Origin of the sequence: Streptomyces sp. NPDC085596, from assembly GCF_044541565.1 — a bacterium.
Classification (GTDB): Bacteria; Actinomycetota; Actinomycetes; order Streptomycetales; family Streptomycetaceae; genus Streptomyces.
Genome location: NZ_JBITTC010000002.1, coordinates 586,611 through 600,110 on the forward strand (window position 1 = coordinate 586,611; position 13,500 = coordinate 600,110).

11 protein-coding genes are annotated in these 13,500 nt (G+C 72.0%); 5 read left to right on the forward strand and 6 right to left on the reverse strand.

The window, feature by feature from the left end:
• Nucleotides 1-104: 104 nt before the first annotated feature.
• The gene (gene cyc2 / locus ACIGA3_RS08300; protein ID WP_399711740.1) at nt 105-2,264 is read right to left on the reverse strand and encodes a germacradienol/geosmin synthase Cyc2; all 2,160 of its coding nucleotides are present in this window, start codon (nt 2,262-2,264) and stop codon (nt 105-107) included.
• Nucleotides 2,265-2,500: 236 nt separating this feature from the next.
• Between cyc2 and ACIGA3_RS08305 the strand changes: the two genes are divergently transcribed.
• Nucleotides 2,501-3,604: a cytochrome P450 gene (locus ACIGA3_RS08305; protein WP_399711742.1), complete on the forward strand. Its 1,104-nt coding sequence runs from the start codon at nt 2,501-2,503 to the stop codon at nt 3,602-3,604.
• Here the strand turns inward: ACIGA3_RS08305 and ACIGA3_RS08310 are convergent.
• Nucleotides 3,581-4,783, reverse strand: a complete 1,203-nt coding sequence (locus tag ACIGA3_RS08310) for a damage-control phosphatase ARMT1 family protein (protein WP_399711744.1) — start codon at nt 4,781-4,783, stop codon at nt 3,581-3,583. The two genes, ACIGA3_RS08305 and ACIGA3_RS08310, sit on opposite strands and share 24 nt — an antisense overlap.
• A gap of 21 nt (nt 4,784-4,804) precedes the next feature.
• Nucleotides 4,805-5,452, reverse strand: coding sequence for a ScbR family autoregulator-binding transcription factor (locus tag ACIGA3_RS08315; protein ID WP_399711746.1), 648 nt, complete (start codon nt 5,450-5,452; stop codon nt 4,805-4,807).
• Between the two features lie 360 nt (nt 5,453-5,812).
• Between ACIGA3_RS08315 and ACIGA3_RS08320 the strand changes: the two genes are divergently transcribed.
• Nucleotides 5,813-6,766, forward strand: a complete 954-nt coding sequence (locus tag ACIGA3_RS08320) for a lytic polysaccharide monooxygenase (RefSeq protein ID WP_399711748.1) — start codon at nt 5,813-5,815, stop codon at nt 6,764-6,766.
• A 19-nt stretch (nt 6,767-6,785) separates the two neighbouring features.
• On the opposite strand, the gene ACIGA3_RS08325 is transcribed toward ACIGA3_RS08320, so the two are convergent.
• Entirely contained in the window at nt 6,786-7,433 is a 648-nt protein-coding gene (locus ACIGA3_RS08325; protein WP_399711750.1) for a Tat pathway signal sequence domain protein, read from the reverse strand.
• A gap of 436 nt (nt 7,434-7,869) precedes the next feature.
• Here ACIGA3_RS08325 and ACIGA3_RS08330 point away from each other — a divergent pair, with 436 nt between their 5' ends.
• Both ACIGA3_RS08330 and ACIGA3_RS08335 read left to right on the forward strand, forming a co-directional pair.
• The gene (locus ACIGA3_RS08330) at nt 7,870-8,526 is read left to right on the forward strand and encodes a DUF6230 family protein (protein ID WP_399712512.1); all 657 of its coding nucleotides are present in this window, start codon (nt 7,870-7,872) and stop codon (nt 8,524-8,526) included.
• A gap of 4 nt (nt 8,527-8,530) precedes the next feature.
• Nucleotides 8,531-8,944 carry a DUF6114 domain-containing protein gene (locus tag ACIGA3_RS08335; RefSeq protein ID WP_399711752.1) on the forward strand — a complete coding sequence of 138 codons (414 nt, stop codon included), beginning with the start codon at nt 8,531-8,533 and terminating at the stop codon, nt 8,942-8,944.
• Nucleotides 8,945-9,112: 168 nt separating this feature from the next.
• On the opposite strand, the gene tatA is transcribed toward ACIGA3_RS08335, so the two are convergent.
• Nucleotides 9,113-9,316: a Sec-independent protein translocase subunit TatA gene (gene tatA, locus ACIGA3_RS08340; RefSeq protein WP_399711754.1), complete on the reverse strand. Its 204-nt coding sequence runs from the start codon at nt 9,314-9,316 to the stop codon at nt 9,113-9,115.
• 123 nt (nt 9,317-9,439) lie between these two features.
• Between tatA and ACIGA3_RS08345 the strand changes: the two genes are divergently transcribed.
• Nucleotides 9,440-11,014, forward strand: coding sequence for an LCP family protein (locus ACIGA3_RS08345; protein WP_399711756.1), 1,575 nt, complete (start codon nt 9,440-9,442; stop codon nt 11,012-11,014).
• On the opposite strand, the gene mgtA is transcribed toward ACIGA3_RS08345, so the two are convergent.
• Nucleotides 11,005-13,497 carry a magnesium-translocating P-type ATPase gene (mgtA, locus tag ACIGA3_RS08350; protein ID WP_399712514.1) on the reverse strand — a complete coding sequence of 831 codons (2,493 nt, stop codon included), beginning with the start codon at nt 13,495-13,497 and terminating at the stop codon, nt 11,005-11,007. The genes ACIGA3_RS08345 and mgtA overlap by 10 nt on opposite strands.
• Nucleotides 13,498-13,500 lie beyond the last annotated feature (3 nt).

The window sequence follows — 13,500 nt, forward strand, 5'->3', positions numbered from 1 at the left end:
CCGGCGGGGCTGGGAGCGGACGGTCGGCATGAGGCCATCATGGCGCGCGGGGCATACGCCGACCACCGGGATTCCGGTGGCCGACGGGGGCATGCCGTCCCTGCTCAGCCGATCAGCTGGAGCCGGGCCGGCGCCTGGCCGGGTACGAAGCCGTGTGCACGGCTGCCCAGCCACTCCGCCTTGTAACGGTCCACCTCTCGGTGCCAGTTGAGGATGCCGGCGAGCCAGTTCTGGAGGTCGAGGACATAGTTGCCCATCGCCGCACGCGCCTCTTCGGACAGCTGGAAGTCGTCGTACAGAACGGGCAGTTCATGCGCGACCACGTGCTCGAACTGCTGCATGCGCTGGGTCATCAGGTCGTGGACGACGGCGAGCGCGGCCGGGTAGTCGATGCCGAAGAAGTTCTGTACGACGAGGATCGCGTTGTGAATCTCGCCCTCGTACTCGATCTCCTTCTGGTACGAGAAGACGTCGTTGAGCAGGCAGGCGTAGTCGATGGCCGCGTTCTCCAGGGAGCTCACCGGGCCGCTGCGGTACACCTCGGGCGGGATGGCCGGGCCCTGGCCCATCCGGCACATGCTCAGGGTGAGGTCGGAGCCGAAGGTGGCGCGGCGCATCTCCAGATAGTCGACCGGGTCGGGGACGCGCTGCTGGAGCTGGTTGGACAGCTCCCACACCCAGCTCTCGGTCATCACGTCGACGGCGGCCTTCAGGGTGTGCCGCTGCTCGACGCTCATCGCCGCGGTGGTCCGCGTCCACAGGTCGATGAGCCCGCGTTCCATGGCGTTGGCGGGGACCACGGCCGGTTCGCCGTCCACGGACATGCACTGGGAGAGCCGGGCCGTGGTCAGGCGGGCGGCGGCCAGGTCGCGGCGGTGGCCGTAGACGAGGGGGTAGTAGTCGTCGCCGTACGTCCCCCAGGCGAGCCACCGCGCGCTCAGGTCGAGGGCCTCGGGCGTGGCGTCGGGGTCGAGTCCGGCGGAGCACAACGCCAGGTCGTACGCGGCGAGCTTGTCCTCGTCCCAGACACCCTCGCTCAGGATGCCCATGTCGTGGCACCACGTGACGAGGTTCCGGCGGGAGGAGTCGACGTGCGGGCTCAGCTCCAGCGGGAACGGCATGTGGAAGTCAGGCAGCAGCGACGGGCCGACCTTCTGGTACGGCACATGCGTGTACGCGCGCAGGCGTTCGGCGCCGGCCGAGGCCAGCAGGGCGCGGATGTCGGCGGCCGAGGTGCCGGGGCCGCTCGGCACCTGCCAGGGGGTCTCCGAGCGCGCCCCCTGGTTCATGTACCGGCTGGAGCGCAGATGCCACTCGTGGCCGCCGGACTGCCAGTCCTGAAGTCCCTTGGTGTAGGCGGCAACCGCCGCGACTTCGTCCGGCCGCAGGCCGTTCTCCAGCGCGGCGGCGGGTACCTCGGTGAGCGCGGTGTGCTCGAACTGGTGCAGCCGTGAGGTGAGGACGTCGTTGACGGTCTCGGCGGCCTCCTGGGTGGTGCAGCCGAAGAACTTCTCCAGCACCAGCACGCCGTTGCTGTTCTCGCCCTCCTCCTCCACCTCCCGCTGGTAGGAGAACAGGTCGTTGCGCAGATGGACGCCGTCGGAGAAGGTCTCCATCAGCACCCGGAGCGGCCGGGACTCCGCGACCGCGGCGGGCACCTCGGCGGTCGCGTACTCCACGAGCCCCGCCGACCAGGGCGCGCCGCCCACCTTGCGGCGCATCTCGATGTACTCGACCGGGTTGGCGATCCGCCCCTCGTTGATGTTGGACAGCTCCCACATCGACTCGTTGAGCAGGTGCTCGGTCGCCACGGCGAACCGGCGCCGCCAGTCCGCGGACATCGCGGGGACCGTACGTGCCCACAGATCGGCGAGGCCCGCCTCGACCGGGTTCTCCGGCTCGGGGACGGGGGTGGCGGGGTCGAGCGGCATGAACAGCGGCAGCCGGTCCAGGTGCGCCTTGCCGGCCGCCCGGTCCTGGGTGCGCTTGAACATGTCGAGGAAGTGGTCGTCGAAGAAGAACACCCACACGTACCAGTCGGTGATCAGCGAGAGCGCCGGCCCGTCGCAGTCGGGGTGGGTGTAGGCGCACAGCAGGCCGTAGTCGTGTGCCTCCAGGTCGGCCTGGTCCCAGACCCCGGAGCCTTCCAGCATGCCCATCTCGCGCGCCCACTCGGTGGAGTGGGCCCGGGCTTCGTCGAGATGCGGGTTGAGCCGCGCGGGATACGGCATGTAGAAGTGCGGGAGTTCGAACGGCTGCGTCATGGCGGGGCACTACCCACCGGGCAAATGGGTCATCCGTCGCGACCGGGATGATCACACCATCGCGTGAACCGGCACCGAAACCGGGAACTCGCACCGCTCTGTGTGGCGTTGACCGTCACAGCCACACCCCTGCCCGGGGCCCGTTTTCCGGCCCTGCCGTCGACATCCGGCCAGCCCGCCACCGGAGGCCGTCCCTCCCCTTGCCCGCCCCCCGGGCCGGGGCCACGGTATGGGCCATGATCCCCTCCCCGCCTCCCCGGCACCGATTACCGCACGCACCCGGCCCGGTGGCCTGGCAGGACGAGCCCGGCACGGCGGACCGGCCGCCAGGTCCCGGCTTCTGGGCGGTGACCCGGCACGCCGACGTCCTCCACGTACTCCAGGACCCGGCGACGTACTCCTCCCTCAGCGGCCCCGCCGAACTCCCGTCACCGAGACGGATGCTGTCCCGGCAGGACCCGCCCCAGCACACCCGCCTCAGAGACCACGCGGCCCGCGCCCTCACCCCCGAGCGTGTCGAACGCTTCACAACAACCGCCCGCGGGCGCGCCCGCGCACTGCTCGCGCGGGCGCTGGACACGGCCCGCTCGGCAGACGGCGTCCTCGACCTCGCCGCCGCCGTGTCCGACCCGTACACCTCGCTCAACCTGGCCGACCTGCTGGGCATGCCGCCCGCGGACCGGCGCCGGCTGCCCCGGTGGACCGGGCCGCACGCCCCGGAGGACATGACCGGCTACGCCCGCCAGCTCATCGTCCACCGGCGCCGCTACCCGGACGACGACATCACGACGGTGCTCGCCCACAACGCGCGACTCACCTCCATCGAGCTGGAGATGCTCGTCCCGCTCCTCCTGACCACCGGCCTCGCCCCCATGCGCGACGCGGCGGCGGGCGGCCTGCTGGCCCTGGCCGAGCACCCCGAGGCGTACCGGAAGCTGCGCGAGGGGGCAGAACAACTCGACGTCGTGGTGGAGGAGTTGCTCCGGTGGCACCCGCCCCTGCTGACCACGCGCCGCACCGCCGCCACGGACACCGAGCTGTCCGGCCACCGCGTCCGGCGCGGTGACACGGTCGTCGTCTTCCACGCGGCCGCCAACCGTGACGGCCAGGTCTTCGCCGCCCCCGACCGGCTGGACCTGGCCCGCACGCCCAACCCTCACCTGTCCCTCGGCGCGGGCCCGCACCTGTGTCTGGGCGCGGACTTCGCCCGGCTGCAACTGCGCGTCCTCTACGAGGAGGTACTGCGCGCCCTGCCGGCCCTGCGGCTCGCCGGGCCGGTGCTGCCGTCCGGCTCCGGCGTCACCAACGGGGTCGTGTCACTGCCCGTCCGGGCCGTGTGACGGGTTGACCTGGATCAGGGCATGGGTGCCGCCGGTGAGCCACTTCTGCCCCTCCGCCTTGACCAGCTTGGCTTCGGTGGACGGGGAGAGCCCGGTGATGACCTCGGACTTGAGGGTGCGCAGCGCGGCCACCGGGCCGGGGAAGCAGGCGGTCACCTCGTCGAAGGGCGTGGTGGGCGGCCAGTACCGGTCGCCCACCAGGCGGCGGTAGTTGAGGTCGCCCTTGAACACGGTGAGGGTGGCCGCGGCGAAGTCGGCGCGCAGGTCGTCCGGCATGTCGGCGTAGGGCAGCGGCGAGCAGGAGAAGGGGTGGGCGCGAATGGTGAGACGGCCGTCGCCCATGGCCGACCAGAGCGTGTCGCCGTACTCCCCCGGCAGGCCCTTGGCCGAGCGCAGGCGGCGCAGCGCGTCGATCACATCGGCGGTGGTGGCGTCGGAGACGTAGTACGGGTCCGGCTTGACGTGCAGGACCGCCCGGCCGATGCGGGGCTCGGTGAGGAGCTGGGCGATGAGCAGCAGATCGGGGACGAGTTCGCGGCCGGCGTTGTCCGCGACCAGGCAGAGGGTGCCGGTGCCGTCGGGCGGGAGCAGCGACCAGAAGAGGTCGCTGTCGTCGGCGACCAGTCCGGGGGCCGCCTCGCGGTCCTGGCCGCCCTCCGAGGACAACTGGAAGCTGAGGTCGGCGCGGTTGCCCCAGAGGGAGCCGCTCAGCAGGGCCCGGTCGCGCTCGTCGGCCGGACGGTTCTTCAGTTCGTCGAGCGCGGACAGCTCGTCGTCGGTCTCGGCGGAGTCGAGTTCGCCGGTCTTGGACGGGCGGAACGGGTCGATGCCGCGCCAGGCGCCGGGACCGAAGTAGCCGACGGCACCGAGCAGCCGACGGTAGAAGTAGCTCTCGGACCACAGCCACGGCACGTCGAACCAGGACTGGCCCGCGTAGGTGTCCAGTCCCCAGCTCTGCCAGCGCTCGCGGTCGGGGGCGTCGGCGGGGAGGGGTTCGATGACGCCCTCGGTGCAGTTCTTCAGCAGGGCGTCCAGCGCGCGCCGCTGTGCGGGCTCGTAGGGGAGGGCGTCGCGGACCTGGCGGATGATAGCGGGGTGCCGTTCGGCCAGCGTGCTGTGCGCGAAGGAGCCGGGTTCGTCGGCGCGGATGACGGGCGCGGTGGGGGCGGCGTCGGACATGTCGTCACCGTACCGCGCAGGTCAGCCGATCCTGGTCTCCCGCTCCAGTTGCGCCGCGAGGGCCAGATAGCGGGGGCGGCGGTGCACCGGGACCAGGCTGCGGAGCATGAGGTACCACATCTCGGCGACCCTGCGGGGCAGCCGGGCGGGCGGTTCCAGGGTGCGCCCGGCGACGCGGGTGCCGACGAAGAAACAGACCAGGGAGTGGGCGACGATCCCGGCGTCCAGATCGGCGTGCACATCGCAGTCCCGGACCGCGCCGTTGAGCTTGCGGGAGGTGAACTCCAGCCACTCGGTGAAGGGATGCCGCAGCGGTGGCCGCATGGACAGGTTGGTGGTGACCAGGCGGAGTCCGGCGCGGGGCACCGGGTCGTGCACGGCGAGGCGGGCGAGGGCGAACGTGGCGCGCATCAGCGCCTCCAGTGAGGAGCAGCCCCGGTTCTCGACCTCGGCCACCATCTGCCGGGCGGCCGCCGACTGGAGTTCGAGGATGGCGTGGGCCAGGTCCTCCTTGGCGGCGAAGTGGAAGTACAGGGCGCCCTTGGTGACGTTCGCATGTCCGACGATGTCACTCAGACTGGTGGATTCGTACCCTTGCCGGTCGAACAGGTCGGCCGCGGCCGTGATGATCGTCGTCCGGGTCTGTTCAGCGCGCAGCTGCCTCGCCATCGGCCGACCCCTCTCCTGCACGAACGGGACACGCGGTTTGTTTTGACCCCTCGCATACGATAACTCACCGAGCGGCAACGGGAGTCACGCGGGACGCACCGAGATTCCGTGCTCTTCCACACTTCCTCCCCTGCTCTACCGGGGTGAACTGGGCCTTCCGCTTTTATCCGGTTCCGAGGGCTTCCGGGGGCACTGCGTCGCTTACGCGAAGATCCATGGGCGGTGAAGGGTGCTTCAGAAACAGCCGACGCGGTCTGTGAATTGACTTCCTCGTCTCGTCCGGGGCGTGAACACCCCGGCGTCGTGGCCCGTATTGGGGACCGCGAACCCTTTCACCGCCCCGCCGAGGAGACGTCCCGGATGACTCGGATGACCGCCCGCCTGAGCACTCTGGCGGCCGCCGCCGCGACCCCGCTCCTGCTGCTGCCGTGGACGGCGGGGACCGCCCAGGCGCACGGCGCCCCCACCGACCCGGTCAGCCGGGTCTACGCCTGCTCTCCCCAGGGCGGCAGCGCCAACGGGTCGGCCGCCTGCCGGGCCGCGATCGCGGCGAACGGCGCCCCCTTCACCGCGTGGGACAACCTGCGGGTGCCCGGCGTCAACGGCCGTGACCGGCAGGTGATTCCGGACGGCAAGCTGTGCAGCGGGAACCTGTCCGCCTACCGCGGTCTCGACCTGACCCGCACCGACTGGCCCTCCACCCGGCTGACTCCAGGCAGCCGGATGACGCTGACGTACGCCTCCACGATCGCCCACGAGGGCACGTTCCGGCTGTACTTGACCAAGTCCGGCTACGACCCGGCGAAGCCGCTGAAGTGGTCCGACCTGCCGGAGCGCCCGTTCGCCGAGATCAAGAACCCGCCGCTGAGCAACGGGGCGTACCACCTTGGGGCGACGCTGCCCACAGACCGGACGGGGCGTCAGATGCTGTACACGATCTGGCAGAACACCAGCACGCCGGACACCTACTACTCGTGTTCCGACGTGGTGCTCACGAGCAGGAGCGCGGCCTCGGGCGGCGGCGGGAGCACCACGCGACCCGCGCCCGCCAGGAAGCCGGCCTCGAAGGCACCGGCCGCGTCACCCTCCGCGCATTCCTCGCACCCGGCGTCCGCCCACCCCTCGGCCGGGGCCTCAAGTCCCGTACCGCGCAAGGACCCTTCGTACGCCGCCGTGCCGGACGACGGCAAGCCGGTGGCCGAGGCGACCCGCGCGAAGTCGGGTCCCTCGGCTCCGTTGCTGGCGGGCGGTGCGGCCGCGGTGCTGGTGGTCACCGCGGCCGTCGCCCTCGTCCCGCGCCTGCGCCGACGCTGAACGAGGTCTGAAAAACAGGTCAGTTGACGAACACCGGCGCGCCCGCGTCGGTCACCGGGGCGTACTTGGCGGTGAAGTAGCCACTGGCGAAGCACAGTGACGAGCCGGACACCTTCGCGAACTGCTGGTTGGTGAAGGTGATGCTGTTGTCGGCGTTGTCCGCCTTCCCGGTCAGACTCGGCGCCTGGTACACGCAGTTGATCGAGCCGAGCAGGGTGCGCAGCTTGACCGTGGTCTGGATGGTCGAGCCGCTCGCCGGGGCGACGGAGAGGGTGCCGTCGGAGGCGACCGACGCGGTGTAGGGCAGGTGGTCGACGGTGATGCCACTGACGCCGAGGACACCGGTGACGTTGCTGGTACAGCTGGAGCTGTCGAAGGTGTGGCCGGTGACCGACTCGGTGGCGGCGCCCGGCGCGGCCGGGTTGCCGGTGACCTGGGCCGTGAACTGGGATGCCGTGCAGCTGACTCCGCTGGTGCCGGTCGCGCTGGAGTACAGGGTGGCGGAGGTGCCGGTGGCGAGCGGCGCGGTGAGGGTGTCGCCGACGGCGACGGCGGTGCCGCCGACACCGCCCGTGGTCAGTACGGCGCTTGCGTCGGCAGCGGCGGGGACGGCCGCGGCCACGGTGAGCGCGGTGACGGTTCCGGCGAGAGCGAGAAGGGTGCGCATGCGGGTGCCTCTCTTCCGAGGTGGGGGACGGAGAGCAGGGTGCGCCGGGATGCGATGCGGGATTCGTCCCGGGTTTGCGCATACGGGACGGCCGCCCGGAGATGCCGGGAAACGGCGCGTGCCGTTCGTCGGGCCCGGCGCCACGGTCCCGAGGAGATCAGGCAGAGTTGTAGACCGGATGTGCCGCCAACGTCAATACGTGGCAAGGGAGTTGAGGTCGGCGGCAACCGTCTGCGCAGGGCCGGCACCTACTTTTCACAACTCCCTTGACCCTTCAATGTAACCGGCGGTAACTTCCGAGCAGGCTACCGTCGCGTAACCGGCCAGAGCCCTCGCGTCCACCGGGAGCAGCGAGGGGGCCCACGCGGCCGCCCTTGTCCGCGCCAGGACAACGCGCCACCTGAAACCGCATGGATCTACGCCCATGGGAGCAGACATGGCCTCGTCCCCGGACCTCTCGTCCACCGACCCCACCCCCGAGCCCGGCCCGGCCGGCGGCGAACGGCGCGGGCGCGTCCGGTACCGCCGGGCCGCCGTACTGGCGATCCCCGCCACCCTGGTCGCCGCGGGTCTGGCGATCCTGACCGCCGAGGGCGCGCTGGGTGTGCAGTTCGCCATCTCCGGCATGCCGTTCACGGTCACCGCGACCGAGCTGAACGGCACCGGCTTCGAGCAGTTCGGCGGGCTGGACAACATGGCGGACGGCAGCCCGAACGCGGGTGACACCGGCGGGCAGGTCCTCGTCATCACCTCCGCTATCAAGAGCGCCACCCTCACCAAGCTCTGCCAGAGCGTCGACCTGGGCGGCACCAACCTGCTGATCAAGGCGGGCCAGGGCGAGAAGAAGGTGACGGCGACCGATCTGACCACCGACTCCACCGAGCTGTCGGGTGACGCCTCCTTCGACAACATCGAGATCGGCAACGACGCCAGCACCCTGGACAAGGCCAACGCCAAGGGCCCGATCGGTGTCTTCTCCCAGCAGGCCGACACCGTGCACATCGCCAACCTGCGCCAGACCAACTACGCGACCACTGCGGCCGTGTTCAAGCTGCCCGGTCTGAAGCTGGGCTTCAGCGACTCGGGCTGCTGAGCCGATGCCGGAGCGTGTGCGCCGGGGAGCGCGGGCGGCCTTCCGGGACTGGCGGGGGCGCCGGCCGTTCTGGGGCGGGCTGCTGCTCGCGCTGGGCGGGGCCGAGATCCTGCTCACCGAGAAGGCGTCGCTGAAGGTCGTCATGCACATCGGCATGCAGGGGCTGGCGGGCTATCTGCTGCCCACCCTGATGGTGCTGCTCGGACTGCTCGTCCTCTTCAACCCGGCCCAGCGGCTGTTCTACTCGCTCACCGGCGTCCTGGCCACCCTGGGCACCTGGCTCACGTCCAACCTGGGCGGCTTCTTCATCGGCCTGCTCCTCGGCGTCGTCGGCAGCTGCCTCACCTTCGGCTGGCTGCCCGACCAGGAGGCACGCGTGTCCCGACGGCAGCGACGCAGGGAGCGGGTTCGCGCCTGAGCCGCGGCCCTGCGCGAGAACCCGGCGGCACCCCTGCCACCGGGTTCTCCCTCTTTCAGGTGATACGGGAACTTCTCCCCCGGCGTGCCGAGTTCACCGGACAGCGGGCACCGCTCGGGCGCCCGCGATCCGTGCCGTGAGAGAACGCGAGAGAAGGGGGGCGCGAAGTCAGGGGGAGACGCGTGCGTCGACCGGGGTGGCAGTGGCGGGAGTTCCGCTCTCGTCCTTCATCGCCTTCGCCTCGCTCTTGAGAATGCGCAGGGACCTGCCCAGCGAGCGGGCGGTGTCCGGCAGCTTCCTGGAGCCGAACAGCACGATGAAGACGATCGCCACGACCAGCAGATGCCAGGGTTCCAGTCCGTTGCGGAGCATGGCCGCCCTCCCTGTTCTCACGGGTTCCTGACGGCCAGGGGCTCCCGCGCCTCCGGTCCGCCCAGCGATGATTGCTACATTGCGCAACTGTACAACCCAGGGAGAGACACAAGAGGGCGGCCGATGAGCATCACGAGCAGCCGGGGAACGGCACCGTCGCGGCGACGCGGCGGCGGGCGGGGCACCCCGGAGGGCGAGAGCGGTCCCGGCGACGCGGGCCGCGGTACCCGGTCCGGCGCGCGGGACCGGCGGCGCCGCCGTGCGCGCAGGGCACGGGTGGCACTCCTCGTCTGCCTGTCGCTGGTGGTCCTAGGCGGCGCCGGCGCGGGCTGGGTGTATCTGAAGCTCAACGGCAACATCCAGACCTTCGACGCGGGCGGCCTCTCCGACAACCGACCGGCAGGCTCGTCCAAGGGTGAGAACGTCCTGGTGATCGGCTCGGACGCGCGCACCGACGGCAACGCGGCGCTGGGCGGCGGTGACAAGAACGTCATCGGCCGCTCCGACACCACGCTGCTGCTGCACATATACGCCGACCACAAGCACGCCCTCGCCGTGTCCATACCGCGCGACACCCTGGTGACGATCCCGCCCTGCAAACTGCCCACCGGCGGCTGGACCCAGACCCAGCCGAACACCATGTTCAACGCGGCCTTCTCCGTCGGTGAGACCGACAAGGGCAACCCGGCCTGCACCCAGAACACGGTGGAGCAGCTGACGGGGCTGCGGGTGGACCACACGGTGGTCGTGGACTTCAAGGGCTTCGCCGCGCTCACCCAGGTCGTCGGCGGGGTGAAGGTGTGCCTGCCCAACGACGTCTACCAGAACGACCTGAACCCCAACCGGACCACCCGGGGCACGCTGCTGTTCCAGCAGGGCGAGCAGACCGTCGCGGGCCGGCAGGCGCTGGACTACGTCCGCCTGAGGCACGGCATCGGTGACGGCTCCGACATAGGCCGGATCAAACGGCAGCAGGCGTTCGTGGGCAGCCTGCTGAAGGAGGTCAAGGACAAGGGGTTCACCCCGACCAAGCTGCTGCCGCTGGCCGACGCGGCGACCAGGTCGATGACCGTCGACCCGGGGCTGGGCAGCGCCGACAAGCTGCTGTCGTTCGCCATGTCGCTGAAGAACGTCGACCTGCACAACACCAAGTTCGTCACCGTGCCCTGGCGGTACGCGGGTCCACGGGTGGCGGTCGTGGAGCCGGACGCCGGTGAGCTGTGGGCCGCGCTGAGGGCGGACCGTACGATCGACGGCGCGGATGCCAGCGGCGGGAAGGGCCACGCGAAGAAGAAGCCCGGCCCGGCCACGCATTCGCCCGCGCCGGTCTCCGGCAAGGGCATCTCCGTGGCGGTCTACAACGGCACCACGGTGACCGGGCTCGCCGCGAAGGGCTCGGCCGCGCTCACCGCGGACGGCTTCACCGTCACCGGCACGGCCACCGCGCTCTCCCAGAACCACCTGGCGACCGTCGTCCAGTACGGCCCCGGCATGGCGGACCGCGCCCGGACCGTGGCCAAGGTGTTCCCCGGCGCCCAGCTGGAGCAGATCGGCGCGCCCCGCATCAACGTGGTCCTCGGCCAGGCGTACGCGACGGACCCGACGCCGTCCTCGACGTCGGCCTCGGTACCCAGCGAGGTGGCCAACGGGGCGCGTTCGGCGGACGACAACCCCTGCGCGAACCTCACCTACGGCTGACGCCGGTCGTGGCGCACCCGCGCCACGGTCAGCGCGAGCGCGTACGGCACGAGGACGGCGGCCAGCAGCACATAGCGGTCGGCGGACAGGGCGGTCAGACCGAGGACCGCGCCGAGCGGGGTGGCGGGCAGCAGCAGTCCGGCACCGGCCAGCGCGGCCGAGGCCCAGCCGACCGGGCTGGGGCGGGGGCCGGCGAGATGCCGTCCCGAGCGCAGCAGCAGCATCGCCAGCGCCTGGGTGAGCAGGTTCTCGGTGAACCAGGCCGAGTGGAACAGCGCCTGGTCGTCCAGGGCGGCACCGCCGTGCGGGGCGAGCGTGAGCACGGCGAAGGTGGCGAGGTCCGCGACCGCGTTGAGCAGGCCGAAGCCGGTGAGGAAGCGCAGGAGGGCGGGTGGCCGCAGCCGGGTCGGCCGGCGCAGCGCCCCGGGGTCGGGGCGGTCGTCGGCGAAGGCGAGCTGGGAGGCGTCGAAGCAGAGGTTCTGCGCGAGGACCTGGGCGGGAAGCATCGGCAGGAACGGCAGCAGCAGTCCGACGGCGAGCATGGCGAGCACGTTGCCGAGGTTGGAGGAGAGCGTGACGCGCAGGTAGGAGGCGATGTTGGCGCTGCTGTGCCGTCCGGCGAGCACGGCGTGCCCGAGGGCGCCGAGGTCCTTCTCCCCGAGCACCACGTCCGCGCTCTCCCGGGCCACGGCGACGGCACCGCGCGGTGCGACGCCCACGTCGGCGGCGAGCATCGCGGGCACGTCGTTGACGCCGTCCCCGAGGAACCCGACCGTGTGCCCGGCCTCCCGCAGGCGGGCCACGACGCGCGCCTTGTCCTCGGCGGTGCACCGGGCCACGACGGTGACACCACCCGGTGTCCCGGCCGGGTCCAAAGCACCGCCCGTGCGCACCTCCCCCACCGTCAGCCCCAGGTCCCGGCAGGCGCGGACCGCGGTGGCGGGGTGGTCGCCGGTCAGGACGCGGACCTCGATCCCGAGCCCGGTCAGGGTCCGCAGGGCGTCGGCGGCGCCGGGGGCCAGGTCGTCGCGGAAGGCGAGCAGGCCGCGGAAGGTGAGGCCGCGGGCGTCTTCAGGTCGGTAGGGCCGGGTGCGGGCGGGGAGTTCGGCGGTGGCGACGGCGAGGACGCGGAGCCCGGACTCCGCCTGCCGTGCGGCGAGCGCGAGCAGTCGGTGGCGTTCGGCGTCGGTCAGCTCGCAGCGGTCGAGTACGTCCTCGGCGGCGCCCTTGGTGATCAGCACATGCCGGCCGAGGGGGCCGGTGACCACGGCGGTGGCCAGCCGGTGGGCGGGGTCGAAGGGGAGCGCGGCGACCCCGTCGTACTCCTCGCCGACCGGTCCGGCGGCGGTGAGCAGCGCCTCGTCCAGGGCGTCCGGGGCGGGGAGTTCGGACAGGGTGAGGCCCCACCAGGCGGCGACGGCGGCCCAGCGCAGCACCTCGGGGTCGTCCCGGCCGTCCGGTCCGAGCGCGGCCGCGAGGACGGGCCGGTCCCGGGTGAGGGTGCCGGTCTTGTCCAGGCACAGCACATCGACCGCGCCGAGGTCGTGCAGCGCGGGCAGCCGCCGTACGACGACCCGGTGGGCGTCGGCCAGCCGGGACGCGCCGCGTGCCAGACAGGTGGTGACGATCACCGGGAGCATCTCGGGGGTGAGTCCCACGGCCACCGCGACGGCGAACGGCAGCGTCTCCAGAACCCGTCCGTGCAGGGCGGCGCTCGCCATGAGGACGAGCGGCGGGGTGAGCAGCATGAACCGGACCAGCACCCAGGAGATGCCGTGCACGGACCGGTCGAAGGCGCTCGGACCGCGCCGGACGGGGACTCCCTGGGCGGCGGCGAACCGGGTGCGCGACCCGGTCGCCACCACCACGGCGGTCGCGCTGCCCGAGACGACGTGGCTGCCCTGGAAGCACAGATGGGACTCGGCGAACCGTCGCGGCGCGTCGACGGGCTGCTTGGCGACGGGCGCGGACTCACCGGTGAGCGTGTCCTGCCGGACGGTCAGCCCCTGGGCGCGCAGCAGCCGTACGTCCGCCGGCACGAGGTCGCCGGGGCCGAGCCGGACGATGTCACCGGGCACCAGGTCCGCGACCGGGACCTCGCGGGCGCGCGGCTCGTCGGCCCGGTCGGCGCGGCGCAGCACGGTGGCGGTGCCGGTGACCAGGCCGCGCAGCGCGGCCAGGGAGCGGTCGGCGCGGCGTTCCCCGGCGGCGCGCAGCGCGCAGCTGACGGCGACCAGGGCGAGGATCACGGCGGCGGTGCCCCAGGAGGCGACGAACGCGGAGACCAGGCCGAGGGTGAGCAGTACGGCGGTGAACGGGTCCCGCAGGGCCCGTACACACCGGCGCGGCCAGGACGGCGCGGGCGGCGCGGCGGCCGGGGTGTTCTCCCCGTACTCGGCCGACCGGGCGCCGGCCTCGGTGTCGGTCAGTCCGCGCGGGCCGGTGTCCAGGCGCCGCAGCAGTCGCAGCGAGGTGTCCGGCACTTC